The 26,103-nt window shown below is 60.3% G+C and carries 24 protein-coding genes; 10 read left to right on the top strand and 14 right to left on the bottom strand.

Annotated features, from left to right (window positions below; translation table 11 throughout):
- Positions 1 to 151 precede the first annotated feature (151 nt).
- Positions 152 to 1,474, bottom strand: coding sequence for a sigma-54 dependent transcriptional regulator (locus tag BT204_RS18580; RefSeq protein ID WP_072447812.1), 1,323 nt, complete (start codon positions 1,472 to 1,474; stop codon positions 152 to 154).
- Between the two features lie 344 nt (positions 1,475 to 1,818).
- Here BT204_RS18580 and BT204_RS18575 point away from each other — a divergent pair, with 344 nt between their 5' ends.
- The gene (locus tag BT204_RS18575; RefSeq protein ID WP_034127718.1) at positions 1,819 to 2,079 is read left to right on the top strand and encodes a hypothetical protein; all 261 of its coding nucleotides are present in this window, start codon (positions 1,819 to 1,821) and stop codon (positions 2,077 to 2,079) included.
- 66 nt (positions 2,080 to 2,145) lie between these two features.
- Here BT204_RS18575 and BT204_RS18570 read toward each other — a convergent pair whose 3' ends face one another.
- Genes BT204_RS18570 through gnd form a run of 3 tightly spaced genes read right to left on the bottom strand, consistent with a single transcriptional unit; the run spans position 2,146 to position 5,470 of the window.
- The gene (locus tag BT204_RS18570; protein WP_057977519.1) at positions 2,146 to 2,970 is read right to left on the bottom strand and encodes a Cof-type HAD-IIB family hydrolase; all 825 of its coding nucleotides are present in this window, start codon (positions 2,968 to 2,970) and stop codon (positions 2,146 to 2,148) included.
- Entirely contained in the window at positions 2,967 to 4,490 is a 1,524-nt protein-coding gene (gene zwf / locus BT204_RS18565; protein WP_034127720.1) for a glucose-6-phosphate dehydrogenase, read from the bottom strand. Before zwf ends, BT204_RS18570 begins: the two co-directional genes overlap by 4 nt.
- On the bottom strand, positions 4,487 to 5,470 hold the full coding sequence (gene gnd, locus BT204_RS18560; protein WP_019817573.1) for a phosphogluconate dehydrogenase (NAD(+)-dependent, decarboxylating): 984 nt from the start codon (positions 5,468 to 5,470) through the stop codon (positions 4,487 to 4,489). Before gnd ends, zwf begins: the two co-directional genes overlap by 4 nt.
- A gap of 259 nt (positions 5,471 to 5,729) precedes the next feature.
- Between gnd and BT204_RS27915 the strand changes: the two genes are divergently transcribed.
- From BT204_RS27915 to BT204_RS18545, 4 genes are all read left to right on the top strand, one after another.
- Positions 5,730 to 5,906: a DUF6026 family protein gene (locus BT204_RS27915; RefSeq protein ID WP_254914296.1), complete on the top strand. Its 177-nt coding sequence runs from the start codon at positions 5,730 to 5,732 to the stop codon at positions 5,904 to 5,906.
- 157 nt (positions 5,907 to 6,063) lie between these two features.
- Positions 6,064 to 7,806: a phosphoethanolamine transferase CptA gene (locus BT204_RS18555; RefSeq protein ID WP_032892095.1), complete on the top strand. Its 1,743-nt coding sequence runs from the start codon at positions 6,064 to 6,066 to the stop codon at positions 7,804 to 7,806.
- 128 nt (positions 7,807 to 7,934) lie between these two features.
- A complete protein-coding gene (locus BT204_RS18550) occupies positions 7,935 to 10,172 on the top strand; it encodes a TonB-dependent siderophore receptor (RefSeq protein WP_054897792.1) in 2,238 nt (745 codons plus the stop codon).
- A gap of 140 nt (positions 10,173 to 10,312) precedes the next feature.
- Positions 10,313 to 10,525 (top strand): hypothetical protein, encoded by a 213-nt coding sequence (locus BT204_RS18545; protein ID WP_034127722.1) that lies wholly within the window; start codon positions 10,313 to 10,315, stop codon positions 10,523 to 10,525.
- Positions 10,526 to 10,626: 101 nt separating this feature from the next.
- On the opposite strand, the gene BT204_RS18540 is transcribed toward BT204_RS18545, so the two are convergent.
- The 6 genes from BT204_RS18540 to BT204_RS18515 form a co-directional block, all read right to left on the bottom strand.
- Positions 10,627 to 11,118 (bottom strand): GNAT family N-acetyltransferase, encoded by a 492-nt coding sequence (locus tag BT204_RS18540; RefSeq protein WP_034127723.1) that lies wholly within the window; start codon positions 11,116 to 11,118, stop codon positions 10,627 to 10,629.
- A 165-nt stretch (positions 11,119 to 11,283) separates the two neighbouring features.
- Positions 11,284 to 12,390: a cell division protein ZapE gene (zapE, locus tag BT204_RS18535; RefSeq protein WP_072447890.1), complete on the bottom strand. Its 1,107-nt coding sequence runs from the start codon at positions 12,388 to 12,390 to the stop codon at positions 11,284 to 11,286.
- A gap of 429 nt (positions 12,391 to 12,819) precedes the next feature.
- Positions 12,820 to 14,271, bottom strand: a complete 1,452-nt coding sequence (locus BT204_RS18530; RefSeq protein WP_072447810.1) for an efflux transporter outer membrane subunit — start codon at positions 14,269 to 14,271, stop codon at positions 12,820 to 12,822.
- The gene (locus BT204_RS18525) at positions 14,268 to 17,444 is read right to left on the bottom strand and encodes an efflux RND transporter permease subunit (RefSeq protein ID WP_072447808.1); all 3,177 of its coding nucleotides are present in this window, start codon (positions 17,442 to 17,444) and stop codon (positions 14,268 to 14,270) included. Before BT204_RS18525 ends, BT204_RS18530 begins: the two co-directional genes overlap by 4 nt.
- Entirely contained in the window at positions 17,441 to 18,607 is a 1,167-nt protein-coding gene (locus tag BT204_RS18520; RefSeq protein WP_072447806.1) for an efflux RND transporter periplasmic adaptor subunit, read from the bottom strand. The genes BT204_RS18525 and BT204_RS18520 overlap by 4 nt, the downstream gene beginning before the upstream one ends.
- 317 nt (positions 18,608 to 18,924) lie before the next feature.
- Entirely contained in the window at positions 18,925 to 19,362 is a 438-nt protein-coding gene (locus BT204_RS18515) for a DUF3995 domain-containing protein (protein ID WP_034125683.1), read from the bottom strand.
- Between the two features lie 93 nt (positions 19,363 to 19,455).
- Here BT204_RS18515 and BT204_RS18510 point away from each other — a divergent pair, with 93 nt between their 5' ends.
- Together BT204_RS18510 and BT204_RS18505 are read left to right on the top strand one after the other, a co-directional pair.
- Complete coding sequence (locus BT204_RS18510) at positions 19,456 to 19,845, top strand: DUF2946 domain-containing protein (RefSeq protein ID WP_034125684.1); 390 nt, start codon at positions 19,456 to 19,458, stop codon at positions 19,843 to 19,845.
- 91 nt (positions 19,846 to 19,936) lie between these two features.
- Positions 19,937 to 22,063, top strand: coding sequence for a TonB-dependent receptor (locus BT204_RS18505; RefSeq protein WP_072447805.1), 2,127 nt, complete (start codon positions 19,937 to 19,939; stop codon positions 22,061 to 22,063).
- 157 nt (positions 22,064 to 22,220) lie between these two features.
- On the opposite strand, the gene BT204_RS18500 is transcribed toward BT204_RS18505, so the two are convergent.
- The gene (locus BT204_RS18500; RefSeq protein WP_072447803.1) at positions 22,221 to 23,228 is read right to left on the bottom strand and encodes an ABC transporter substrate-binding protein; all 1,008 of its coding nucleotides are present in this window, start codon (positions 23,226 to 23,228) and stop codon (positions 22,221 to 22,223) included.
- A 131-nt stretch (positions 23,229 to 23,359) separates the two neighbouring features.
- Positions 23,360 to 23,809, bottom strand: coding sequence for a hypothetical protein (locus BT204_RS18495; RefSeq protein WP_052199932.1), 450 nt, complete (start codon positions 23,807 to 23,809; stop codon positions 23,360 to 23,362).
- Positions 23,810 to 24,203: 394 nt separating this feature from the next.
- Between BT204_RS18495 and BT204_RS18490 the strand changes: the two genes are divergently transcribed.
- From BT204_RS18490 to BT204_RS18480, 3 genes are all read left to right on the top strand, one after another.
- Positions 24,204 to 24,479, top strand: coding sequence for a phospholipase A2 family protein (locus tag BT204_RS18490; RefSeq protein ID WP_032872432.1), 276 nt, complete (start codon positions 24,204 to 24,206; stop codon positions 24,477 to 24,479).
- A gap of 110 nt (positions 24,480 to 24,589) precedes the next feature.
- Positions 24,590 to 24,820, top strand: a complete 231-nt coding sequence (locus tag BT204_RS18485) for a hypothetical protein (protein ID WP_034125688.1) — start codon at positions 24,590 to 24,592, stop codon at positions 24,818 to 24,820.
- Positions 24,821 to 24,888: 68 nt separating this feature from the next.
- Complete coding sequence (locus BT204_RS18480; RefSeq protein WP_034125689.1) at positions 24,889 to 25,131, top strand: DUF2789 domain-containing protein; 243 nt, start codon at positions 24,889 to 24,891, stop codon at positions 25,129 to 25,131.
- Here BT204_RS18480 and BT204_RS18475 read toward each other — a convergent pair whose 3' ends face one another.
- Positions 25,132 to 25,335, bottom strand: a complete 204-nt coding sequence (locus tag BT204_RS18475) for a hypothetical protein (RefSeq protein WP_034125690.1) — start codon at positions 25,333 to 25,335, stop codon at positions 25,132 to 25,134.
- A 157-nt stretch (positions 25,336 to 25,492) separates the two neighbouring features.
- The gene (locus BT204_RS18470) at positions 25,493 to 25,897 is read right to left on the bottom strand and encodes a TraR/DksA family transcriptional regulator (RefSeq protein WP_003191666.1); all 405 of its coding nucleotides are present in this window, start codon (positions 25,895 to 25,897) and stop codon (positions 25,493 to 25,495) included.
- Positions 25,898 to 26,103 lie beyond the last annotated feature (206 nt).

The raw sequence follows: 26,103 nt of genomic DNA, 5'->3' as shown, positions 1-26,103 counted from the left end.
CTCCCACATTGGCCCTGTATTGCCCACAGAATCAGCGCCTGGCACAAGTCCCCTGTGGGCTTGCCCGCGATAGCGGTGTGCCAGTCACCCAATCTTCAACTGAACCACCGCTTTCGCAGGCAAGCCAGTTCCCACATTGGGTTTACCCGCCCTAGCGGATCTGGTGTTTGTGCAGCAACCGGTAGAACGTCGGCCGGGAAATCCCCAGCACGCGCGCCGCAACACTGAGGTTGTCGCTGTGCCGGTTGAGCACATCGCACAGCGCCTGACGTTCGGCACGGTGCTTGTAGTCTTCCAATGTCGCCATCGGCGCCGAAATGACTTGCTGGCCTTGCAGCCCCAGGTCAATCGCTTCGATCTGCCGCCCTTCGGCCAGCACCAGGCCGCGCCGCACGCGGTTGGCCAGTTCACGCACATTGCCCGGCCACGGGTGTTGCCCCATCGCCACCAAAGCCTCTTCGCTGAAACTGCGCGGGCGCCGTCCGGTTTCCTGGCTGTAGAAACGTGAAAAGTGGTTGGCCAGCATCGCCACGTCGCCATGGCGTTCGCGCAACGGCGCGGTGACCACTTGCAGCACATTCAGGCGGTAATACAGGTCTTCGCGAAAAGCGCCCTTCTCCACCGCGGCCTCGAGGTTGACGTGGGTGGCAGCCAACACGCGTACATCCACCGGGATCGGCTGGCTGCCGCCAACGCGTTCGATGTGTTTTTCCTGAAGAAAGCGCAACAAGTTGGCTTGCAGCTCCATCGGCAGATCGCCAATTTCATCGAGGAACAGGGTGCCGCCATTGGCCGCTTCAATACGTCCGATCTTGCGCTGGTGGGCGCCGGTGAACGCGCCTTTTTCGTGGCCGAACAACTCGGACTGGATCAGGTGTTCAGGGATGGCGCCGCAATTGATCGCGACGAACGGCTTGGCGTGCCGCTGGGATTGGCGGTGCAAAGTCTTGGCCACTAACTCTTTGCCCGTACCGCTGTCACCGCGGATCAACACCGGGGACTCAGTAGGCGCGAACTTGGACAACAATTTGCGCAACTCTCGGATGGGACGGCTTTCGCCCAGCAATTCATGGGGCTCATCCACCGGGGCGTAGCCCTTGCCACGCAGGCGCGCCATGCCGAACGCACGGCCCAGGGTCACCTGCACCCGGGATACATCGAAGGGCAAGGTGTGAAAGTCGAAAAACCATTCGCAGACAAAATCGCCGACGTTCTGCAAACGGAGTACATCCTGGCTGAGCACGGCGATCCACTCGGTGCCGCTGCGACCAATCAACTCCTTGACTGCTTCAGGGCGTTCCAGGTGATCGCGTTGCAAACGCAGCAGGCCCACATCGCAGGAGCGCTCACCTACCGCCTCCAAGGCACAGCTGTCCACTTCCCAGCCGGCGGTGCGTAAGCCGGGTAATAACCCGTGGCAATCGTCACAGGGGTCGACCACCAGTAAGCGGCGTTGGGCGGGTGTCGCAACCATGACTGTTCCTTGGCGCCAATATTGTTAAAGTTATTTAGAAACAACAGTTTGTGTCGACTGTTGGTAACCCTAGCAAGATCTTGACGCTTACCTTGTACCCTTTCGCTATAAGCGTGGGCAAAAAGCCATGCCTGTTTCGTAGCGCGCCAGAAGTTGCTCGCCAGTCAAAGGTTTATTGCGCTTTCAAAACAGCCGCTTACATGACGTCAATCAGGGAACGTTAAAATTTCTTGCCCTAGCATGTGACCCGCACCCCACCATCGTGCATCAGTACAAGTAACCCACCGCACGGTCCGCCCAACCGCCGGTACTCACTTGAATGGGCATACAGAGAGAAGACCCAAATGAACGCTCCGCTGCGCATCAACGAAGCTCTTTTGATTGCAGACCGTGCCTTCCAGCCTTTTCAATGCGTGGCCTGGCACGATGGCGTTGGCGCCCTCAGCCTGAGCGTCATCGACCGCACCAACACCCGTATCGGCAGCAAACAGTTGCCGTCGACTGCCTATACCGACCCGGCCCAACTTGAAAACCTGCTATTGCAGGCCCGTGCCGAGCTCGATAAAGATGGCCACCAGTTGCAACACTGGGCGATGCCAAAGTAATGCAATGCAGCAACTTCCAGCCCAAGTAAAACTTGAGCTGGAAGTTGTACAGTCATACTTGCACGCTTAACGTGCGGCGAGAATAAAGCGTTCGAACGCCTCGGCAGCGCCGTCTTCGACATTGCTGCCCGTGACCACATTGGCCTGGCGCTTGACGGTTTCTTCGGCCTGGCCCATGGCGATCGACAACCCCGCCACATGAAACATCGCCGGGTCATTGCCACCGTCTCCAATCGCAGCCGTTTGTGCAAGCGGTACGCCCAGGTGTTCAGCCAGGGTTTTCAAGGCTTCGCCTTTGTTGGCCAGCATCGCGGTCACGTCCAGATACACCGGCTGCGAACGCGACACCTGGGCCAACCCCTGCACTTTCGGCTGCAATTGCGCTTCCAGCTCCACCAACAACTGGGTGTTGTTGCTGGCGGCGACGATCTTGTCGACCCTGTCCAGGTAAGGCTCGAAACTCTCCACCACTACCGGCCCATAGCCCAAGCCATCGGCTTCGCGCTGCACCATGGGCCCGGGCGGATCACGGCGCAGCCAGTCGCCATCGGCAAACACCCAGACTTCCACGTCCGGCTCGGCGGAAAACAGCGCCAGGGTGATGAGTGCAGCTTCCGCCGGCAGATGATGAGCAACCAGGATGCTGCCATCCGGGTTGACCAACGTACCGCCATTAAAGCCAGCCACCGGCACATCGATGCCAAAGGTCTCGATCAAATGCCGCATGGCCTTGGGCGGACGCCCGCTGGCCAGGCTGAAAATCACCCCAGCCTCGCGCATAGCGCGAATGGCATCGGCGGTGCGTTGGCTGAGGCTGTGGTCGGGATGCAATAGCGTCCCGTCCACATCACTGAGGACAAACCGGACGGGATGAATCGTCACGTCACTCATCCGAGGCTATGCCAGGCGCGGCCATCGCGGGCCAGCAAGGCATCGGCCGCCGCTGGGCCATCTTCACCGGCCTTGTAGGCCTGGATACCATCATCTTCCTTCCACGCATCCAGGAACGGCTGAACCGCACGCCAACCGTTCTCGATGTTGTCGGCGCGCTGGAACAGGGTCTGATCGCCGGTCATGCAGTCGTAGATCAGGGTTTCGTAACCCGTCGACGGCTGCATCTCGAAGAAGTCCTTGTAGTCAAAGCCCAATTCGATATTGGCCATCTCCAGGGTCGGCCCAGGCTGCTTGGCCAACAGGTCGAACCACATGCCTTCGTTAGGCTGGATCTGGATTTTCAGGTAAGTGGGCTTGAGTTCATCGACTTCGGTATCGCGAAATTGTGCATAAGGCGCCTGCTTGAAGCAGATCACGATCTCGGTGTCGCGGATGCTCATGCGCTTGCCGGTACGCAAGTAAAACGGCACACCGACCCAACGCCAGTTATCAATCATCACTTTGAGCGCGACGAACGTCTCGGTGCTGCTGTCCGGCGCGACGTTGGCTTCTTCGCGATACCCGGGCAATGGCTTGCCAGCGATTTCGCCAGCGGTGTATTGGCCGCGCACCGAGTTGGCCCGCGCATCCTCCAGCGACCAGGGGCGGATCGCACCGACCACTTTGGCCTTCTCACCCCTCACCGCGTCGGCACCAAAGGCTGCCGGCGGCTCCATGGCGACCATTGCCAGCAGCTGGAACAGATGGTTGGGCACCATGTCGCGCAAGGTGCCGGTTTTTTCGAAAAAATTACCCCGGGTTTCAACGCCGACGGTTTCAGCGGCAGTAATTTGCACGTGATCGATGTAGTGGTTGTTCCAGAACGCTTCGAACAGCACGTTGGAGAAACGGCTGACCAGGATGTTCTGCACCGTCTCCTTGCCCAGGTAATGGTCAATGCGGTAGATCTGCTTCTCGCTCATCACCTTGAGCAGGCAGGCGTTGAGCGCCTCGGCGGTGGCCAGGTCGGAGCCGAACGGCTTCTCGATAACCACGCGCCGAAAGCCCTCGTCCGTTTCATTCAACAAACCGGCACTGCCCAGGCGCTGCACCACTTCACTGAAGAAGCGCGGTGCAGTGGCGAGATAGAACACCGCATTGCCGGTGCCGCTGTCAGCGATCTTGCTGGCGATATCGGCATAGGTGCTGTCGTCGAGGAAATCGCCCTCGACGTAGCTGATGCCCTTGGCCAGTTGCGCCCACAACGCGGGGTCGAGGGCGTTCTCGGCATTGCCCCTGACTTTGCTGGAGGCTTCGGTACGAATGAAGTCCTCGAGTTTCTTGGCAAAGTCCGCATCGCTGATGGCGTTGTGATCAACGCCGACGATACGCAGGCCATCACCGAGCAACCCGTCACGGCTGAGGTTGTACAGCGCCGGCATGAGCAAGCGCTTGACCAGGTCGCCATGGGCGCCAAACAGAAACAATGTGGTGGGTGGAGCAGGTTCGGCCTTGGGTTTCTTGCCGTTGGCGGTCATTTTTTGGAAGTCTCCACATGGCCGCCAAAGCCGAAGCGCATGGCAGACAGCATTTTGTCACCGTAGGTGCTCTGCTGACGGGAACGGAAACGCGCGAACAGCGAGGTCGACAACACCGGAACCGGTACCGCTTGCTCCATGGCTGCTTCGATGGTCCAACGGCCTTCACCGCTGTCGGCCACGGAGCCCGAGTAGCCGTCGAGTTTCGGGTCGGTGGCCAGGGCGTCGGCGGTCAGGTCCAACAGCCAGGACGACACTACGCTGCCACGACGCCAGACTTCGGCGATGTCGCCAACGTTGAGGTCAAAGCGCTGGTCTTCCGGCAGGTTTTCCGAGTTCTTGGTCTTGAGGATGTCAAAACCTTCGGCAAACGCCTGCATCATCCCGTACTCGATGCCGTTGTGGATCATCTTGACGAAGTGCCCGGAACCCGCTGGGCCGGCGTGAATGTAGCCCTGCTCGGCACGTGGGTCGGCAGAGGCCGAACGGTCCTTGGTGCGCGGAATGTTACCCAGGCCCGGCGCGAGGCTTTTGAAGATCGGGTCGAGGCGATTCACGGTCTCGGTGTCGCCACCGATCATCATGCAATAGCCCCGTTCCAGGCCCCAGACGCCGCCCGAGGTGCCCACGTCCACATAGTGCAGGCCCTTTTCAGCCAGGGCCTTGCCGCGACGCACGTCGTCCTTGTAGTTGGTGTTGCCGCCGTCGATGATCACATCGCCGTCTTCCAGCAATTCGCTCAGTGCGTTGATGGTGTCTTCGGTGGGCGCGCCCGCTGGCAACATGACCCAGACAGCACGGGGCTTTTGCAGGCCGGCCACCAGCGCTTTCAAGTCGGCGACGCCGGTGGCGCCCTCCTCGCTCAAGGCTTTGACGAAGGCTTCGTTACGGTCGTATACAACGGTGGTATGCCCATTGAGCATCAGGCGCCGCGCAATGTTACCGCCCATGCGGCCTAGTCCGATAATCCCCAGTTGCATGTGCTGATGCTCCTAACTTCTAAAAAATGTGTGACATAGTTTATAGCGCAATGAGGCTAATGAGGGTTAGTCCAGAGCGGATCCGTGTAGTTTCATGGCAAAAAAGTTGCCATCGTTTCACCATCACCCCGGCAAAAGTCACACGACCACCAAAAATAAAAAAGTTCCCTTGCTGCGAAAAAGAATTCAAACTTGCTTCCGACTGTTGCCAGAAACCTGTTTTGGCACCGCGATCTACCGGCTATTTGCGAGGTAAGCAATGAGCACAGCACAGATGACCCGTCCGCCACAGACCCTCTACGTCACCCTCCGTCGCGATGAACTGCGCCAGTTGAAAGACGAGCGCGATCAGTTGCAACAGGAAGTCCTGCGCCTGCGCTTGCACCTTCAAGCCCATCTCGATCAGCCGTCGGATGCCAAGCCAGCCCTGTGCTGATGCCCGTGCCGAACGCGTTGTAAGGCAATACCTACAGAAAACTCACAAAGTTTTCACATTCCCCTCTTGATACTCCCGTTCCGCGATGCCGCTCACTTCCTGGGCGGCCCGATGTTGCGCGCCTGCGCGCGACAATCTTTTTCTGATGGGGCGCTGGATGGCGATGTTCAAACGCAGCACGACGACTGCGAAAGGCTTTGATTGGGCCGGCCTTGGCTGGTTATTCCTGTTTTTCTGGTATTTCTCGGGTATTACCCAACTTCTTATCCAGCTGACCGGCACCTCCGGCTTCAGTGGCTTCCGCCAGGCCTTCTTCATGAGTGCGCTGTGGCTGGCGCCGATGCTGCTGTTTCCGCGTCGTACGCGCCTGCTCGCCGCCTTGATCGGCGTGGTGCTGTGGGCTTGCTCCATGGCGAGCCTGGGTTATTTCTTCATTTACCAGCAGGAATTCTCCCAGAGCGTCATCTTCATCATGTTCGAGTCGAACATCTCTGAAGCCGGCGAATACGCCACCCAATACTTTGCCTGGTGGATCGTGCTGGCGTTCATTGCCCACACCGCCTTCGCCATCTTCCTGTGGACGCGCTTGCGCCCGGTGTATCTGCCTCGCGGCCAGTCCATCGTGGCAGCCATTGCCATCGTCCTGGCGGTGGTGGGCTACCCACTGGTCAAGCAGATCGCCACCAGCGAAACCATGGAATTGGCCATCGATCGTTTCGAAACCCGCATCGAGCCTGCCGTGCCTTGGCAGATGATCGTCGCCTATCGTCGCTACACCGAGCAGTTGGACAACATGCAAGGCATGCTCACCAGTGCAAGCAAGATCCCGCCCTTGAACAACCTCAAGGACAGCATGGCCGGCCAGCCGTCCACACTTGTCTTGGTCATCGGCGAGTCGACCAACCGCCAGCGCATGAGCCTCTACGGCTACCCGCGCAACACCACGCCGGAGCTGGACAAGCTGCGCGACCAACTGGCCGTGTTCGATAACGTCATCACCCCGCGCCCCTACACCATTGAAGCGCTGCAACAGGTGCTGACCTTCGCTGACGAAGAAAACCCGGACCTGTACCTCAAGACACCGTCGATTGTCAGCGTGATGAAACAGGCTGGCTACAAGACCTTCTGGATCACCAACCAGCAGACCATGACCAAACGCAACACCATGCTCACGACCTTTTCCGAACAGGCCGACGAGCAGGTGTACCTGAACAACAACCGCAACCAGAACGCCCGTCAGTACGACGGCGATGTACTGGCGCCGTTTTCCAAGGCCCTGGCCGATACCGCCGAACGCAAGTTCATCGTGGTGCACCTGCTGGGCACCCACATGAGCTACCAGTACCGCTACCCGCAGACCTTCGACAAGTTCACCGACCGCCAGGGCGTGCCGGCGGGTGTCAGCGATGCGCAGTTGCCGACCTATAACAGCTATGACAACGCGGTGCTGTACAACGACTTCGTAGTCTCCAGCCTGATCAAGGACTACGCAAAGACCGACCCCAACGGCTTTTTGCTGTACCTCTCGGACCACGGCGAAGACGTGTTCGACTCGGCCGGCCACGACACTTTGGGCCGTAACGAAGGCAAGCCGACCGCGCCGATGTACACCATCCCGTTCATGGCCTACGCCTCGCCAAAATGGCGCGAAAGTCACGACTGGAGCTTCGCCGGCGACTTGCAGCGGCCTTACAGCAGTTCGCAGTTGATCCACACCTGGGCCGACATGGCAGGCTTGAGTTTCGATGAGCTGGACCACAGCAAGAGCCTGGTGAGCGACAGCTTCAAGCCACGCCCCCTGTTGATCGGCAACCCTTACGAGACCAAGCAGAAGGCACTGATCGACTTCAGCCTGATCAAGCCCAAGAAGGCCGACGGCGCCGAAGTGGTGGCCAAGTAAGCCAGGGCCTTGTAACAGAAAGATAACAATCATTCTCGTTTGAGCCTAAAGTTCCGCAGTTCCTTTCGTCTTTGAACCAAGCCCTCCCCGCCTGGGGAGGTATCAAAGACGACAAGGAGTCTGCAGCGATGTTTGCGCCCTTCACCCGTTCCATGACCTTCACCCTCGGCCTGTTCAGCCTGGCGCTGAGCCCGGATTCGCGGGCCGACCCCGCCCCCGATACAGCCCCCGCCAAAGCCCTGGAACTGGGCGCGACCACCATCAGCGCCGACGGCCTGGGCGCCACCACCGAGCACACCGGCGCCTACACTACTGGCTCGATGAGCACCGCCACGCGGCTGAACCTCTCCGTCAAGGAAACCCCGCAATCGATCTCGGTGATCACACGCCAGCAGATGGACGACTTCAATCTCAATACCCTGACGGATGTGTTGCGCCAGACCACGGGCGTCAACGTTCAGCATTACGACTCCGATCGTGTCTACTACTCCGCCCGAGGCTATGGCATCAGCAACTTCCAGGTTGACGGGATGCTCAACACTTTCGGCTACATGAAGACCGACGCCGACACCATCATCTACGACCGCATCGAAGTAGTGCGCGGCGCGACGGGCCTGACCACGGGCGCAGGCGACCCTTCGGCCACCGTCAACATGGTGCGCAAGCGCCCTACCGCCCAGTGGCAGGCCAAGACCGGCATCAGTGGCGCCAGCCATGACAACTACTACAGCTACGTTGACGTGGGCGGCCCGCTGGCGTTCGACGGCAAACTGCGCGGGCGTAGCGTGCTGGCTTACCGCGACAGCAAGTCTTTTCGTGACAACTATGGGCTGCAGCGGGCGGTGGGCTACGGCATTCTCGAGGCTGACCTTTCCGACGATACCGTGCTGGCCGCAGGCTTTGATTACCAGGACAAACAGGTGCAAGGCACGTCTTGGGGCACCGTGCCCTACTGGAACAGCCAGGGCGGCAAGGCCAGGCTACCCCGCTCCACCAACATGGCGGCGCACTGGAGTTCCTGGCCGCTGACCGACAAGACCACCTTCGCCACCCTCGACCATCGGCTCGGCGGCGACTGGCACCTGAAGGCCGCCTATACCCATCGCCAGAGCGACACCGATGGCAAGGTGTATTACGGCGGCGCCGGTTTCCCCAACCCCGACCGCAGCGGCATGACGGCTTGGGCCAGCCATATGCGCGGCACTTCGCGCATGGAGGCCATCGACCTCAACCTGGCCGGCAGCTACACGCTGCTGGGCCGCGAACACGCGCTGATGATGGGCTATGGCGAAGCCGCACAACGGGATGTCTCGCCCTTCATGCGCAGCGACCTGCCAGCCAGCTACTACCCCATTCAGGACTGGAAGCACATGGGCGGCATCAGCAAGTTCACCGACCAGGTGACCGATCTGAAAGGCGAGCACAGCAAGAAACAACAGAAAGCCGGTTACCTGGCCACAAGGCTGAGCCTCACGGACCGCTTGCACGCCGTACTGGGCAGCCGTTACGGCAGTTGGGAGCTGGAAAGCGCAGAGCCCAAATACGATGCCAACGACCAACTGACCGCTTCGGGCAAAACCAGCCAGACCCACAATGATATGTGGACGCCCTACGCCGGCCTGCTCTACGACATCACGCCGCAGTACACCGTCTACGCCAGCTATACCGACATCTTCAAACCCCAGGACTACCGTGATGCCAACAAGAAGTACCTGGAGCCCGTGGTCGGCAGTAACTACGAAGTGGGCCTCAAGGGCAGTGTGCTGAACGAGCGTTTGAACCTGGCCGCCGCGTACTTCTGGAGTACCCAGGACAACGTCGCCGAGCGGGATGACTCAGTCCCGCCCAACCCAGTCACGGGAGAGGAGTACTACAAATCCGGCGGCAAAGGTAACAAGGTCAACGGCTTCGAGCTGGAAGCCGCCGGTGAAATCACGCCGGACTGGAACCTGTCCGCCGGCTACACCTACACCCATTCGGTCAATGGCTCTGACAAACGCAACAACACCAGCCAACCCTTGAACCTGGTGAAGATCTCCAGCGCCTATCGCCTGCCGGGCGCCTGGCGCAAACTGACGGTGGGCGGCGCCGTGAACTGGCAGAGCGAAACCTACGACTTCAGCAACCGCCCGACCGGGCAGCGCAACAGCGAAGGCCGGCCAATAACCACACGGGCGAAAATCACGCAACAGGGCTACACCGTGGTCAACCTGATGTCGCGCTACCAATTCGACGAACAGGTTTCGGCGTCGGTCAACGTGAATAATCTCTTTGATAAGAAATATTACGAGCGCGTGGGTTTTTATAACGGGGTGTATTGGGGCGAGCCGCGTTCCGTCACGCTGGCGTTGGATTGGAAGTTATAGCCTCGCACGTTGAAGTTAACAAAACTGTTAACTTCAACGGCATCTCCCGTTAATTCCCACTTAATAAGATAACGCCATAGTCGCTCCATGATCTGATCACGAAGCGACCAGACACCTATCACTTTAATGGGGATACCACTATGAAACTCTCGACCTTGATGCTGGCCAGCCTGATGACCCTGACCTCTGCCGCTGCCTTTGCAGAGGGCGGCGCAGAGCGCTCCAAGGAGTTCTACAACAACTTCAGCTTCATTCAGGAAAAAACCCACGGCAAGGCTGAGCAACAAGTTGCCAGCGCCGATGGCAAGTCGGTCAAGGCCGACACGGTTGAACAGGCGCAACCGAACAGCTGAGTTAATGCTTACTTAATCCGTAGCACCCTGCGCCATTCTGCTCCGTTGGCAAAGGTTTATTGGGCGCCATTTAATGGCGCCTTTTTTTTGCCGGTTATTTATTACAACGGTTTATTCCAGAACAACATCCGCCCATGGGCCGGATCAAACACTGAGTCGTCAAAACCAAACTTGCGGTACGCGGCCTGCGCCAGAGTATTGCCTTCCAGCACTTCGAGGGTAATCTTGCAGCAACCGCGCTGCCGGGCGATTTCCTCGACCTTTTGCAGCATCTTCTGGCTCAACCCCAACCCCCGAAACTGCTCTTTCACCACCACATCATGGACATTGACCAAGGGCCGGCAGGCGAAGGTCGAAAAGCCCTCGAAACAATTGACCAATCCCGCTGGCTCCCCCCCGACGAACGCCAGCACACTGAACGCGTGTGGGCGCTTGGCCAGTTCGGCTGGCAACTGCTGCAAGAGATCGGCTGGCAGGCTGTGGCCGCCGCCCATCGGATCTTCAGCGTAATGGTTGAGCAACAGGCCAATGGCGTCGGCGTGCACGGCGTTGGTATAGCTGGCTTGCAGCACCAGGATGTCTGGGGTGTCCATTTCCTTCCTCGATAGCGACAACCAGGGAATCGTTTCCCTTTGAGAGCTGCGATTGTAAGCGTGGAGTCGGCAGTAGATGAAGGAGATAAGCGACAAATCGCTGACAGAAAATGCGAAGGTTGCGCGCATCAAAGCGTGCAAAGAGCTTTGGAGCGGCGATTTTTCCTAGGTGGCGAAGCGTTCCAGTTGCATCTCTTGCAGACGGCTCAGGGTGCGGCGGAAAGGAAACTCCAGGTAGCCTTCGGTGTACAGGCTGTGCAACGGCACCGCGGCGTCGATAAAGAGTGGCACTTTGCGGTCGTAGCATTCGTCCACTAACGCGATAAAACGCCGTACGCTGTCGTCATGCACCGACAACTGTGGCAACTCTCGATCCCCGGCCACCACGCGCTCGGCACCGTCTTCGGTGCCACGGGCAATCCGGCCCGGGCGTTTCTGTGCACTGAGGTTGGGGACGTCTCCCAGCAGAATGGCGTGGAAGCGATCACATAACAGCATGAAATCCATCGCGGCCAGGGGCTGCTCACACAGGTCGGCATAGCGACACCAAAGCACGGTGTCACTGGCCTGCACCGTCATGATGGTGCGGTACCCTACGCTTACCGCCACACTGTTCACGGCTTGGCCTTGGCTCAACTGTCGGAACACCGCCGCCAGTGCCTCGGGCTGATTCACCCAATAGCGCTGCATGCCCACGCCGGGATGCAAGCGATGATCTTCGCCACCGTCCACGGCCACCACCTGCATATGCTGCTTGAGCGCGTCGATACCCGGCAGGAAACGCTCACGGTTGAAGCCACCGGCATACAACTGGTCGGGCGGCTGGTTGGACGTGCACACCATCACCACACCCTCTTCGAACATCACCTGGAACAGGCGGCCGAGAATGATCGCGTCACCGATATCATTCACAAACAATTCATCGAAGCACAGCACGCGCACTGCCTGGCTCAGCTCCCTGGCCAACGCCTGCAAGGGGTCCTGGGTGCCCGTGAGCTGGAATAAGCGCTGGTGCACCCACGCCATGAAGTGGTGAAAATGCTGGCGCCGCGCAGGCACGCGCAAGCTTTGGTAGAACTGGTCCATCAACCAGGTCTTGCCACGCCCCACCGGGCCCCACAGGTAAACGCCGGCAATCGACGAACGCCCTTGATGCAAGGCCTCGTGACAGGCTTGCAAGGCTTGTACCGCCCGGCGCTGGGCGTCGTCGGCGACGAAACCTGGCTGGGCGATGGCATGTTGGTAAGCGGCGAGAGGCGAGTCGAAAGTCATGCTTGCCAGTATGACGGACGCAGAGCTGTCCAGGCGCGAAATCTTGCCTGCCAACGGTAACCACGATGCGAAGCGAGCCGCTCTTGATCTGCTTTTGATCTTAAGCGCCCCGTTAAACCACGCTGGCCGGAATTCGACAGGGATTTGGGGGTAAACCGGCAGGGATGCCGGTTTAGCCGCCCCGCGCCATGGATGGCGCGTGGCGGCGGCCCCCCAAATCACTGGCGGATTACGGGCACACCGAGCCTAAGCGAGGTGCCGAGTGGTGGGGCAAGAGCCTTTTGCTTACTTTTGGGCTCTTTTCAAAAGTGAGCCGCCGTCAGGGCGGAACCCTAAGTGGCCGTTACCGCAGGAATGGATATGTACACAATCCAGCTGTGTTGACTGCCAGGCCGCCTTCGCGAGCAAGCCCGCTCCCACAGGTCCACATTAGCGCAACACCGTAGCCCCCTTGCACGCCTGCCCCGCCCTCTCACAGATCTCCCACCCACCACCCAGCGCCTTATAGATCCCCACCACCGCCAAGCGCTGTTCCGTGCGCGCCGCCGTCAACGCCCGGCGGCTGGTGAAGTCCGCGCGCTCGGCCTCAAGCACATCCAGGTACACGCCCTCGCCTTGCGCAAACCGCTCGCGCGCAAAGCTGGCTGCCTCACGGTTGGCCGCCGCCTCCAACAGCCGCAAGCCCAGAGCGTTGCCGGCCGCACGGTTAGCCTGGAACGCATCATCGGTTTCCTGCAGGGCCCGCAACACGGTCTGGTCATAGGCGATCAACGCGGCTTGGGTACGTGCTTCGCTGGCGGCAATCCGCGCTCGTACGCGCCCGGTGTCCAGCAACGACCAGCGAATCACCGGCGCGATAAAGTTCGACTGCATGCCCGCATCGCCCAGGGCGCTGAGACTTCCGGCCAGCAAACCGATGGAACCCTGCACCTGGATATCCGGATACAAGCCAGCGGTTTCCACGCCAATCTGCGCGGTCGCAGCCGCCAGCGTGCGTTCGGCCGCGGCAATATCGGCACGGCGCGCCAGCAAGCCGGCCGGGTCTCCCACCTGCAACGTGCGCAGGTTCAAGGTTTCACGCCCAGGCCGGGCCAGCGGTGGCTTGAACCCCTGGGGCGCTTGCCCCAGCAGCACCGCCAGCGCGTTGGTTGACTTGGCGCGACGTCGCTCCAGGTCAGGCGCTACCGCCTCGACATTGCGCAACAAGGCCTCGGCACGCAGCCGGTCGAATTCGGTGGCGGCGCCGACGCTGACCATCTGCCCCACCAGGCCCAGGCTGTCGCGCTGGCTCTGGCTGATATCCGCGACCACCGCCTGTTCGGCTTCGATCCCTTGTAGCTCGAACCAGGTTGCCGCGACCGTCGCCGCGACGCTCGCTTGCACGCTGCGCAGCAACGCCTGACGCGACCCCGCCTGGGCCTGGGCCGCCTCCACCGAGCGACGCACGCGCCCAAACAAGTCGATTTCCCAGGCTGCATCCACCGCCGCACGGGTGGTTTCAATAGAGCGCTGCTCGCCGAAGGGAGTCTCGACCTCGCTGCGCTGGCGGTGCTCGTAGCCCAGGGCGGCGCCGCCGCTGGGCAGGAAGCCTTGACGGCTTTCGCGCAACAGCGCCTTGGCTTCGTCCAGGCGTGCGGCGGCGATGCCGATGTCGTGGTTGGCCGCCAGTGCCTGTTGGATCAATTGGCTCAATGCCGGCTCGTCAAACACTTGCCACCACTGCACTTCGACCTCGCCCGGACCAAGCCCGGCGATGGGCGCGCCGAAGCTCGTCGCCCGCTGCGCAGCGGGCAGCACTGGCGCGGAATAATCCGGCCCCACCGAGCCGCAACCGGCCAACAGGGTCAACGACAACAGAAAAGCTGGATACGCCTGTTTCATGATGCGCTCTCCTTTAGCTGCACCGTCGGACTCGCCCCCTGACGCTGCACGCGCAGCGCCAGGCTGCGCATCACCACATAGAAAACGGGCGTCAGGAACAGACCGAACAGCGTCACGCCCAACATCCCGGCAAACACCGCAACCCCCATGGCATGGCGCATCTCGGCCCCGGCGCCACTGGCAAACACCAACGGGACTACGCCGGCGATAAACGCCAGGGACGTCATCAAAATAGGGCGCAGGCGCAATTGGCAGGCGTGGATCACCGCTTCCAATGGGCTGGCGCCTTCGGCTTCAAGGCTGCGGGCAAACTCGACGATCAGGATGGCGTTCTTCGCAGCCAGGCCCACCAGCACCACCAACCCGATCTGCACGAACACGTTGTTGTCGCCCTCCACCAGCCACACGCCGAGGATTGCGCTGAGCAGGCACATGGGCACGATCAGCAACACCGCCAACGGCAGCAGCCAACTGTTGTACTGCGCGGCAAGGATCAGATAAGCCAGCAGCACACACAGCGGGAAAATAAACAGGGCCGATGACCCGGCGAGCTTTTGCTGGTAGGTCAAATCTGTCCATTCATAGGTCACGCCCTCGGGCAGTACCTCCTGGGCCAGGCGCTCCATGAGCGCAACCGCCTGCCCGGAGCTGACCCCTGGCATCGCGCCGCCAGAGATATCCGCCGAGGGATAGCCGTTGTAGTGAATCACCCGGTCAGGCCCGGAGCTCGGCGTGACCGTGACAAACGCTGATAACGGCAGCATGTCCCCGGCGGCATTGCGCACCTGCAGGCGGCCAATGGCTTCGGCCTGCATGCGATGGTCCGCGTCGGCCTGGGCCGTGACTTTGTAGGTGCGGCCAAACCGGTTGAAGTCGTTGACGTACAGCGACCCCAGATAGACCTGCAGCGACTCGAACACATCCGCCAGGCGCACGCCCTGGCTCTTGACCTGGGTGCGGTCGATGTCGACATTCAGTTGCGGCGCATTGACGTCCAGGCTGGTCATCAGCCCGGCTACCTGGCCTGACTCAGTGGCTTTGGTCATCAGTACCTGGGTCTGCTGCACCAGCGCCTCCAGCCCGACGCCGCCACGGTCCTCGACCTGCAGCTTGAAGCCCCCGGTTACCCCGAGCCCCGGCACCGGTGGCGGCGGGAACACGCCGAGGAAGCCGTCGGGGATGCTCGCAAACTTGGCCTGCAGACGCCCGGCGATGGCGACCGCCGCCATATCCGGCGAGGTGCGCTCTTTGAACGGATCAAGCATGACGAACATCACCGCCGCATTCGGAACGTTGACGAAGCCGTTGACCGACAGTCCCGGGAACGCCACGACACTCTCGACCCCCGGCTCATCCAGGGCGATTTTCGACATTTGCCGCACCACCGCATCGGTACGCTCCAACGAGGCCGCGTTCGGCAGCTGGGCGATACCGACCAGGTAGTACTTGTCTTGCATCGGCACGAAGCCGGCCGGTACCGCGTTGAAGCCGAACCAGGTCAATGCGAGCAAGCCGCCGTAAGCCAACAGCGCCACGCCACGACGGCCGACGACCTTGCGCACAGTGTTGCCATAGGCTTGCGGCGCACGCTGGAACGGCCGGCCCAGTACCTCCAACAGCCGTGCGGCACGACCACGCAGGCTGCGTGGGTCATGCACCACAGCGGCATGCCGTGGCCGCAGCAACAGGCCGGCCAGCGCCGGGCTGAGGGTCAACGAGTTGACCGCCGAGAGGATGGTGGAAATCGCGATGGTCAGCGCAAACTGCCGATAGAACTCGCCTTGCAGGCCACTGAGAAACGCGGTGGGAATGAACACGGCCGCCAGCACCGAGGTGATCGCAATGATAGGGCCGGTGACCTCGCTCATCGCCCGTCGCGCAGCCTGCATCGGCTCCTCGCCGTTCTCGATATGCCGCTCGACGTTTTCCACCACCACGATTGCATCGTCGACCACGATGCCGATCGACAACACCAGGCCGAACAGCGACAAGGTATTGAGAGAGAAGCCCATCAGGTGCATGACCGCAAAGGTGCCGATGATCGATACCGGCACGGCCATCAAGGGGATCAGCGACGCGCGCCAGTTGCGCAGGAACACCACCACCACGATCACCACCAGCAGGATCGCTTCCATCAGCGTGATGGCCACCGACTCCAGCGAAGCGCGCACAAACACCGTGGGGTCATAGGCAATCCGCGACACCAACCCCTCGGGGAAGTTGGTTTGCAGGCGCTGCATGGTATCGCGCACCGACTGCGCCACATCCAGCGCGTTCGCCCCCGGGCTCTGGATGATTTGCAACGCCACCGCAGGCTCGCCGTCCAACAGGCTGCGCAGCGCGTAGGCATCGGCCCCCATCTCGATACGTGCCACATCGCGCAAGCGCGTGACCTGGCCGTTATCGCCGGTGCGGATGATGATGTCGCCAAACTGCTCTTCATCCGTCAGGCGCCCCAGGGTATTGACCGTGACTTGGAAGGCCGCAGTGGAATCCGGTGCCTGGCCGACCGAGCCGGCCGCCACTTGCACGTTCTGCTCGCGCACGGCAGCAATCACATCACCGGCGGTCAAGCCACGGGCGGCGATCAGGTCCGGGTCGAGCCACAGGCGCATGCTGTATTCACCCGCGCCCCACACCAGCACATCGTTGATCCCCGGCAGGCGCGACAACTCATCGCGCACCTGCAGGTAGGCATAGTTGGAGATGTAGAGCGGGTCATAACGTTGGTCGGGGGACAGCAGGTGGACCACCATGAGGATGTCCGGCGAGGTTTTCTGCGTGACCACGCCCAGGCGCTGCACCTCTTCGGGCAAGCGCGGCAAAGCCCGCGAAACACGGTTCTGCACCTGGATTTGCGCCATGTCCGCATTGGTGCCCTGGGCGAACGTTGCGGTCAGGATCATGCGGCCATCGGTGGCCGACTGCGAGGTCATGTAAAGCATGCCCTCAACCCCGGTGATCACCTGTTCCAGCGGCGCCGCCACCGTCTCGGCAATCACCTGCGGGTTGGCCCCCGGATACGACGCCGTCACTTGCACCGTGGGCGGCGTGACGGCGGGATATTCGCTCAACGGTAGATGGAAGAAGGCCACGATGCCGCCGATCATCATCAACACCGACAGGACAATGGCGAAGATCGGTCGGTCAATGAAAAAGCGTGGGAAGCTCATTGCACGCCCCCCACCGCCAGCGGTGCTTCAAGCGGCTTGCCGTCAATACTGGCGGCCAGCGGTGTCACCTGCATGCCGGGGCGCACCAGCCCTTTGACGACAATGCGCTCGCCCGGTTGCAGGCCCTGTTCGATGACCCGCAGGCCGTCGACCACCGGGCCCAGTTCCACCGGGCGGTACTCGGTCTTGTCGCCCTCACCGACAACCAGCACATAACGGCGGCCCTGGTCGGTGCCGATGGAATGGTCGGCAATCAACACCCGGGGTTGCGCCGAGCCGGTATCCAGCTTGACCTTGGCGAACAGCCCCGGCGTCAAGCGCCCATCCCGGTTTTCCACCACCGCACGCACGCGCACCGTGCCAGTCTTGCGGTCAGCCGAGTTGGCCAGAAAATCCACGCGACCGGCCCGTGCATAGGTGGTGTCGTTGAGCATCGCCACCATGACCTTGGCGGCTTGGTCGCCCTTGGACCCGGCGTGCTGCCGCGTCGCCGCCAGCGAATGCAGGTAAGTGCGTTCGTCCACATCGAAATACACATGCAAGGGGTCGATGGAGACAATCGTGGTCAGGGGTGTTTCCCCGCGGGTCACATAGTTGCCTTCCGTCACCAATGCGCGGTCGATGCGCCCGCTGATAGGTGCGCTGACGCGGGTGTAACTCAGGTCCAGTTGGGCCGTATCCAACGCAGCCCTGGCGGCCTCCACCTGCGCTCTGCCGGCGTTCAACGAAGCAACGGCGGTGTCGAGACGATCACGTGCCACCACCTTCTTGGCATATAACTGCTCGGCACGGCCATGCTCGGCCTGGGCCAGCAACGCATTGGCTTCGGCCTCGCGCAGACGTGCCTTGGCTGCGTTCACTGCCGCCTGGAACATGCGCGGATCGATCACAAACAGTGGACTGCCCTTGGCCACGAACTGCCCTTCGGGCACGCTGACACTTTGCAGATAGCCACTGACTCGCGGTCGCAATTGAACCTGGTCGATGGCGGTCAACGAACCGGTGTACTCCACAAACGGCGTCACCGCACGCGCCACCACCTGGGCGACCGGCACGCCGGGTGGCTTGGCGGCTGCAGCTGGCGGCGCATTGTCCGAGCATCCGCCGAGCATCAATGCTACGGCCAACGCCCCGGTAATGAGGCTTACTGGTTTGGTGCACATCGTTCACCCTCCTTGGAATTTTCAAGACAAACCGACACGTGGGGTTTTTATCCGGCTTGCCATACTGGGAAGGTCAAGCGCTATAAAACCGGGGGGTGTGTTTTTGTCTGGGAAATACTTGGAGGTGAATCAAATGGCGGCCACAGGGGCTTGGTGGCGCTCGGGCTTACCTGTCGAGCGTGGTTGAAGGTGGGAGCTGGCTTGCCTGCGAAGGGATCAACCCGGTTTGGCTGGTAGACCGAGGTGTCTGCATCGCAGGCAAGCCAGCCCCCACATTTGGATTGCGCGGTGTCAGCCAGGTATCTGTGGGCTCAGGCTCAGCTCCACGCCACCACCAGCAAGCCGGCGCCCAACACCAGGCACAACGGCGAATAGAAATAGGTATCCAGGCGAGCAAACCTCGACCCGCCGACCTTCTTGAAAAACCCCACCAGCTCCGAATCCCCAATCGCTCGGGCAAACATCAGCACGGCAATCGCGCTGATACCCCACTGCAACGCCCCGTGGGACACCGGCGAGAAATACAGCCCGGCGCGCAGACACACGAGCAAGGCAATCGCCACCAGCCCCATCGCCACCAGAAAAGTACCCAGCGCCGACGGCTTGAACGCCGGTCGCGGCCCGCTGGCAAACTCTCCGGGCAGTTGCGGGATAGCGGCCAGGCTGCCGAGCTTGCCACCCGCAGCCCAATACAGATGCACCATGCTGATGAAGGTAAATACCCCGACGATCCATCGCGCAATCACAAAGCTCATGGTCGGCGCTCCACAAAAATGTGCGAATGAGGATAGCCGCCCTGAGCTTTTTTGCAGGCATTTCGTCGGTCGCTGATGATAAAGTGCCGCCCCATGAAACTCGCCCGTGCCGACCGCTCACTCATTGCCTGGACGCTCTACTGCTGCGTCCTGTTCAATGTGTTCGCCTGCAGCATTGGTCATGGGCAGATGGTGGGGATGCAGCTCAACGGCATCAGCGGCCAGTTCTGTACGGTGGACCCACGTACCCAGGCGCCGCTGCCCAGCAATTCTACGGATGAGAGCCTGCCAACGCTGTCGAAGGCGTTTGGTTGCCCGCTGTGCTCTACCGGCGGCATGGGCCCGGCGCTCAACTCCCACCTGAATGTGGCAGTCCTGCCGCAACCCCATGCGCCGCCCGCAGCGGTGGTGCTCGCCGCCGACATTCCCGCCCGCTTCACCTGGCCTGCGGCTAATCCGCGCGCGCCACCTGCCTTCGCCTGATCCCTGCGCGTTCTGATCTGCACCGCTTCGTTTCCGTAAGGAGTACGGGGAGCAGTGCGTTGTTTTCGAGCCAAGTTTTCAGGATTCAACCATGAAACATTTACCCCTGTTGGCGGGCCTGTTCGGCTGCCTGCCTGTTTGCGCCTCGGCCCTTGAGTTGGCGCCAACCACCATTGACGGCGAGCAAAGTGCCGAGCCTGGGCTGGCTCTGGACCAATCCAGCGGCATGGCCTCGCGCCTGGGCCTGAGCGTGCGGGAAACCCCGGCGTCGGTGGCCATTGCTAACCGCAACGATATCGAGCGCCACGGCGCCAAGACCTTCCGCGATGCGGCCAATACCCTGCCCGGCGTCAACGCCAGCGCGCCGCCTGGGTTTGGCGGGTTTGTCTCCTACCGAGGGTTTACCAGCAGCCAGATTACCCAGATGTTCAACGGTATCAATGTCGCCACAGGCCTGGCGCGGCCGGTGGATGCGTGGATCTATGACCGCGTCGAACTGGTAGGCGGCCCCTCCTCCCTGATCAACGGCGCAGGCTCAGTGGGTGGCTCGCTGAACTACGTGACCAAGCTGGCAAGCCGCGAGGAACAGGCCATCGAGGGCCAACTGAGCTATGGCAGTTACGACACCGCCGGTATGGCGTTCGGCCTCAACCATGCGCTGACCGAACCCGGCGCCGAGGTGCAGCACTACGCCCGGCTGGATGTGAGCCGCAACACCAATCACAGCTACATCGACCGCGACCAGCGCGATGCCTGGAGCGTGGCGTTTTCCCTGCTCAGCGACCTCACCCCGAACCTGTCCCACACCCTGGCGCTGGAGTATCAGGACGAGCATGAAGACAGCCCGTATTGGGGCACGCCGGTGCTCAACCCCAAGGCCGGTGAGCTGAAGATCGACAAGCACAACCGCTTCAATAACTACAACGTAGCCGACGGCCGTTATGAGCAACGTACGATCTGGGCACGCTCGATCATCGACTACCGGATCAACGACAGCACCACACTGAAAAATACCCTCTACCACCTCGACAGCCAGCGCGACTACCGCAACCTGGAGACCTACCAATACAACGCCGACAACAGCGTGGTGAACCGCTCGACGGCCTATCAGGTGCGGCATCAGGGCGAGCAGAACGGCAACCAGTTCGAACTGCGCCATGACACGAGCGTCTTCGGCCTCGCCACCACCTGGTCCGGGGGTTTTGAGTACAAGATCAACAGCACCACTAACAGCCCGTTGAACGTGCCGGGCAAAAGTACCGTAGACCCAAACCACTACGACCCGGGGCACTTCTATGATATTCCCGGTACCCGGCCAGGTTTCGTCAAGGACAAGACCAACCAGGTGACGACCAAAGCACTGTTCGTGGAAAACCGTCTGGGACTGACGGATAAGCTCTCGCTGCTGACCGGCCTGCGCTATGACGCCATTGATCTGGACGTGACCAACCATCGTATGATCACCGCCACCAACCCGCGACACTTCAAGCGCAGTTGGGAGCCGGTAACGGGCCGGGTGGGCCTGACCTATCAGTTCATGCCCTCCGCCAACGTCTATGTGCAATACAGCACCGCCGTCGAACAGCCCAACACCACTACCCAGGTGTTCGACGTGTCCACCGGCAAGCAATGGGAAATCGGCAGCAAGTTCGATTACCTGGAAGGCCGCGGTTCCGCCACGGTCGCCGCGTACAGGATCGAACGCAAGGACTTCGCCGTCACCGACCCGCTGGACCCGACCAGCAGCATCCCGGTGGGCGCGCAGTCGTCCAAGGGCATCGAACTGGCCAGTTCGTTGCGCATCACGCCGAGGCTATTGGCCGAAGGCAACTTCGCCTGGGTGGACGCGCAGTACGATGAGTTCAACGAGAAAATCGCCAGCGGCGCCGTGGTGTCGCGCAAGGGCAATACGCCAACCAACGTGCCCAAGCGCGTGGGCAACCTGTGGTTGACCTATGACTTTGCCGAGGATTGGCAAGGCGGGGTGGATGCGCGCTATGTCGCTCAGGTGTATGCCGACAATGCCAACACCCAGACCGTACCGGCCTATACGCTGTTCGGCACCTTCCTGCGCTATAAGGTGGATGCGCATACCTCGATAACCGGGCGCGTACGCAACCTGACTAACGAGGTGTATGCCGAGTTTGCCCATGTGTCGCCGGCGTATTATCTGGGATCACCGAGGACCTTTGAGCTGGCCGTACAGACCAAGTTCTAACGCTGCAACGACCGTTGACTTGAAATGCAATTGAATGTGAGAGCTGGCTTGCCTGCGATAGCGGTGGGTCAGCATAAAAATATGTTGTCTGACACTCAGTCATCGCAGGCAAGCCAGCTCCCACATCTTGATCTTCACTCGATACAAAGACCGCCGGTTACTGGAGGCTCGCCTCGACCTTCTGCGCCACATCTTCCGTCAACCAGGCCTTCCACACCTGCGGATGTTCCTTGAGAAACGCCTGGGCCACCTCCCGAGGCGCCGTGTGGTGCTCGCTCATCGTCGCCAAGGCTTTGTTAAGCGGCTCGATGGGAAACTCGACCTTCTCGAAGAACTGGGCAATCTGTGGATGTTCCTGCTGGAACGGCGTCGACACGCCAATGCTCAGCTTGGAAGCCAATGAGCGTGTCGGCTTCGGGTTCGGGTTGTCTGCGTCAGTCAGGGTCTTCCACGCAGCTGCATCAAATGGCGGTTCTTCCAGCTGGATCAATTTATAGCGCCCCATCAACGGGGTCGGCGACCAGTAATAGAACAGCACGGGCTTGCCCCGGCGAATCGACGAGGCAATCTCCGCATCCAGCGCCGCCCCCGAACCGCTGCGGAAGTTCACGTAGCTGTCGTCCAGGCCATAAGCCTTGAGTTTCTGTTTGTTGACCACTTCGGAGGTCCAGCCAATGGGGCTGTTGAGAAAGCGCCCCTTGCCCGGAGACTCAGGGTCTTTGAACACGTCCTTGTAGCGCGCCAGGTCCTGTACGCTTTTGAGGTCTGGAGCCAGGGGTTTTAGCCCTTTGGAGGGGTCACCCTTGACCACGTATTCCGGCACCCACCAGCCTTCGGTCGCACCTTTGACGATATCGCCCAGGCCCGCCACCTTGCCTTCGGCTTCAGCCTTGACCCACACCGGGCTGCGGCCTGCCCATTCCTCGCCGATCACCTGGATGTCATTCTTGGCCAGGGCGGTTTCCAGGGTAATGGTGGTACCAGGCAAGGTGTCGGTGGGCAGGTCATAGCCCTTCTCGACGATAAAACGCAGTACTTCAGTGATCAGGCTGCCGCTTTCCCAGTTCAGGTCGGCAAAATGCACCGGTGCCTGGGCAGCCGATACCGGCAATGACAGACTCAGGGTCGTCAGGCCCGCCGCCAGCAGTGACTTCAATCCTTTCATGCCTGTGCACCTCGCGTTTTCGCAGTCATGGCGAACGGCTTTGCTGCGAATGCGCGAAGCCTCTGAATAGTTAAGTCAACTCAACTGTAGTAGAGGTTCCAAAAGACAAAGATGCACAGCGTATTTATCGCCTACTCGCTGGCCTTGAAGGTCACCAGTTCACCCTTGCGCCATTTGGCGGCTTTGCCAGTCACGGCCTTCAGGGTCTTGGTCAACCCTTCCTGCAATTGCTCATGGGCGGCGAATACCAACATCACACTGTGGCCTTCCTTGAACACAATACCCTGGCCTTCGTTCGACGACACAAAGGCATAGTCGCCGAGGCCGTAGACGGTCAACTTGATATCGCGAAACCTCAATTCGAACTTGCCACCTTCGCGGCTGGGCAATACCGCTGCGCGAAAATGGTCACCTACTTTGAGTTCCAGACGTGGCTTGTCATCCACGACCAGCGCCGTTTCGGTATCGATTTCGGCGATATAAATACCTTCCGGCGTCTGTTCGGTGACGTAGACAAACCGAGATTGAAACTGCTTGACCAACTTTGCGCGCAAATCACCCAGCACGAATAACGCGTGCATATCCAGATTACTGACTGCCAAGGAAACGCCCCCACATCAAAAAAGCACTGGCCGCCAAAGCGAACAGCACAAAAAATGGCCGTTACGACACGATACAGAGTCATTAAAAAACTGAAGAGAACTCGTAAGGCTAGTACAAACCTCAACGGCGGACCTCATGGGAAGTCAACCGCGATACAGCAAATCACAGGTTCAACGACCCGAGAATACGGGTCTGCCGACTTCAGAGAATAACCCAATTAAAAATGCAGTTTTCCGACACCCCAACACAAAAAAACATCTGGGCATGGAACCAGTCACGAACTACCGACGACAATACTAGAACAGCAACCAGGGTGAAAACCACCCGAAACAACGCAGACAAGCTAACCGGATCGATCGACAGGAGCTGAGCATGCAACGACGTCAACACGACGCTACGTCTTTCCACACTCGTTCACCATGTCCCGACGAACAGCAATACTACTGCCTGCTGAACCTGAATGGGTACTCCAATTCGGTGCTTTACCAAGTTGTACCCGCAGGAAAGAACTTTTTTCATATTCTTGAAGTGCCCAGCGGCAAGATCAAGGGGTTTCGCAGCGATCACATCAAAGCCTGCGAACTGGCCAAGTCCCTTGAAGCCAAGCTATACGCCTCAGGCGGCGGAATCGTTTCGTCGCCTGGATGACTTTACCGCGCCACTGCCCCTCAACAACTGCCATACTGGCCTGTCCATGGAAGTTTGCCCCCCGCGGGTCAGGTTTCATCAACGCAGTTACCTTGAAGGGAAAGCCATACGTGACGGAATTTGATATTGGCGAATTTATTATCCACGGCGATGCGAGGGAAGTAGACGGTGAGTTTCAAGCGGTCATCATCATGCGAGCCAAACCACCGCTGAACAAGGTCACCGCGCACCAGGTGGAGAAAGACCGCTGGTTCAAAACCGCCGACGCAGCGGCCGTGGCTGGCAAAGAGGCGGCCAAGGCACTGAAAACCGCCGTGGATTGCGGCGCGCTCAATACCTGACAATCCGATAGAACTCTGGCGTGCCCTGCCCCTCACATGCATGACGATAAGCCCGCATGGAGAACGCTATGGACACCACCACCCCAACTCTTGAAACCCTGTTCGAACAACTGGGGCTGGATTCCAGCCAGGAAGCCATCGAACGTTTTACCGCCGAACATCGACTGCCCGATGATGTAAAACTCATCGACGCGCCATTCTGGAGCGAACAGCAGGCGAACTTCCTCAGGGAACAATTGCAGGTCGACGCAGAATGGGCTCCCGCAGTGGATGACCTCAATGCGCTGCTGCATGAGCCTCCCCGCGCTTGATCAATGCAGGCTGTCTGACGCTTCCCTGCGCAATAGCGCTTGCCAGGCAGCCTGGCATTCCTGCGCCTCGTCCCGGCTGGCGAATGCAGTGCCGCGCTGCTCACCGTTGAGCAACACCACCCAGCAAGCTCGCTGGCCCAAGGCACGCAGGGTTTGGGGTACGCCACTGCCGATCATTACGGCCACATCGACTTTGTTTTGCATGGAGCTTCTCCGCAGCATTAGTTAGCTGGCTAACAATGTTGGCCATGCTACGGCTTTATTCCAGTTGGAAAAAGCTATCCACGGAATAGCTTCATTGCATAAACAGCAACAATGCCGATCCAGGGCGGCCAGCTAGAGAGCCGCCCCCTTCACCGCATCAGGCTTGACGCTGGTGCTTGTCGATCTGCTCGTGGCGCTCTTGCGCTTCGATGCAGTACTTGGTGGTAGGACTGATCAGCAGGCGCTTGAGGCCGATAGGCTCGCCGCTGTCGTCACACCAGCCAAAGGAATCTTCCTTGATGCGTTCCAGAGCACGCTCAAGTTGCGGCAGCATGCGCTGGTCGCGGTCAATGGCGTTTACCAGCCAGGTGCGCTCTTCTTCGACAGAAGCCGCGTCAGCCGGGTCGGCCGGGGTGTCCAGGCTCTCAATGGCGATACGGTTCTGCTCAATGCGCTCGTGGTGCTCCACCTTCATGTCTTGCAGCAACTTCTCGAAAAAAGCGTGCTGTTCGGCATTCATGTAGTCATCCGCCGGCATGGCCAGCAACTTTTCCTTTGTCATTGATTTCTCTATAAAAAATACGTGCATTAAGGCGAATTAGGGAGCGTTCCGGCCGACCTGTGCAGGTCTCGGAAGGGCGCCATCCATTCCAAGCGCCACCCGGCACTCAATTTACGAGGGGCGGCAGTCTAAGGCCGACTTGAGGGCGCAGCAACTGAAAAGAAAGGCATTTTTTCCCGATCAACCCCCAAAAGCACCAGGACGGG

Origin of the sequence: Pseudomonas sp. NFPP02 (genome assembly GCF_900119355.1) — a bacterium.
GTDB classification, from domain to species: Bacteria; Pseudomonadota; Gammaproteobacteria; order Pseudomonadales; family Pseudomonadaceae; genus Aquipseudomonas; species Aquipseudomonas paracarnis.
Note: the sequence above shows the minus strand (reverse complement) of the source record. Positions and strands in the feature narration are given on the sequence as shown.

Excerpts from the sequence above, each read along its gene's own strand:
- BT204_RS18545 (WP_034127722.1), top strand. The coding sequence starts at position 10,313 with ATGAAACTCTCGACCTTGATGCTGGCCAGCCTGATGACCCTGACCTCT.
- BT204_RS18490 (WP_032872432.1), top strand. The coding sequence starts at position 24,204 with ATGCAACGACGTCAACACGACGCTACGTCTTTCCACACTCGTTCACCA.
- BT204_RS18520 (WP_072447806.1), bottom strand. The coding sequence starts at position 18,607 with ATGTGCACCAAACCAGTAAGCCTCATTACCGGGGCGTTGGCCGTAGCA.
- zwf (WP_034127720.1), bottom strand. The coding sequence starts at position 4,490 with ATGACCGCCAACGGCAAGAAACCCAAGGCCGAACCTGCTCCACCCACC.
- BT204_RS18555 (WP_032892095.1), top strand. The coding sequence starts at position 6,064 with ATGGCGATGTTCAAACGCAGCACGACGACTGCGAAAGGCTTTGATTGG.
- BT204_RS18515 (WP_034125683.1), bottom strand. The coding sequence starts at position 19,362 with ATGAGCTTTGTGATTGCGCGATGGATCGTCGGGGTATTTACCTTCATC.
- BT204_RS18480 (WP_034125689.1), top strand. The coding sequence starts at position 24,889 with ATGGACACCACCACCCCAACTCTTGAAACCCTGTTCGAACAACTGGGG.
- zapE (WP_072447890.1), bottom strand. The coding sequence starts at position 12,390 with ATGACTTTCGACTCGCCTCTCGCCGCTTACCAACATGCCATCGCCCAG.
- BT204_RS18580 (WP_072447812.1), bottom strand. The coding sequence starts at position 1,474 with ATGGTTGCGACACCCGCCCAACGCCGCTTACTGGTGGTCGACCCCTGT.
- BT204_RS18495 (WP_052199932.1), bottom strand. The coding sequence starts at position 23,809 with ATGCACGCGTTATTCGTGCTGGGTGATTTGCGCGCAAAGTTGGTCAAG.
- BT204_RS18475 (WP_034125690.1), bottom strand. The coding sequence starts at position 25,335 with ATGCAAAACAAAGTCGATGTGGCCGTAATGATCGGCAGTGGCGTACCC.
- gnd (WP_019817573.1), bottom strand. The coding sequence starts at position 5,470 with ATGCAACTGGGGATTATCGGACTAGGCCGCATGGGCGGTAACATTGCG.
- BT204_RS18550 (WP_054897792.1), top strand. The coding sequence starts at position 7,935 with ATGTTTGCGCCCTTCACCCGTTCCATGACCTTCACCCTCGGCCTGTTC.
- BT204_RS18525 (WP_072447808.1), bottom strand. The coding sequence starts at position 17,444 with ATGAGCTTCCCACGCTTTTTCATTGACCGACCGATCTTCGCCATTGTC.
- BT204_RS18505 (WP_072447805.1), top strand. The coding sequence starts at position 19,937 with ATGAAACATTTACCCCTGTTGGCGGGCCTGTTCGGCTGCCTGCCTGTT.
- BT204_RS18510 (WP_034125684.1), top strand. The coding sequence starts at position 19,456 with ATGAAACTCGCCCGTGCCGACCGCTCACTCATTGCCTGGACGCTCTAC.
- BT204_RS27915 (WP_254914296.1), top strand. The coding sequence starts at position 5,730 with ATGAGCACAGCACAGATGACCCGTCCGCCACAGACCCTCTACGTCACC.
- BT204_RS18575 (WP_034127718.1), top strand. The coding sequence starts at position 1,819 with ATGAACGCTCCGCTGCGCATCAACGAAGCTCTTTTGATTGCAGACCGT.
- BT204_RS18530 (WP_072447810.1), bottom strand. The coding sequence starts at position 14,271 with ATGAAACAGGCGTATCCAGCTTTTCTGTTGTCGTTGACCCTGTTGGCC.
- BT204_RS18540 (WP_034127723.1), bottom strand. The coding sequence starts at position 11,118 with ATGGACACCCCAGACATCCTGGTGCTGCAAGCCAGCTATACCAACGCC.
- BT204_RS18470 (WP_003191666.1), bottom strand. The coding sequence starts at position 25,897 with ATGACAAAGGAAAAGTTGCTGGCCATGCCGGCGGATGACTACATGAAT.
- BT204_RS18500 (WP_072447803.1), bottom strand. The coding sequence starts at position 23,228 with ATGAAAGGATTGAAGTCACTGCTGGCGGCGGGCCTGACGACCCTGAGT.
- BT204_RS18570 (WP_057977519.1), bottom strand. The coding sequence starts at position 2,970 with ATGAGTGACGTGACGATTCATCCCGTCCGGTTTGTCCTCAGTGATGTG.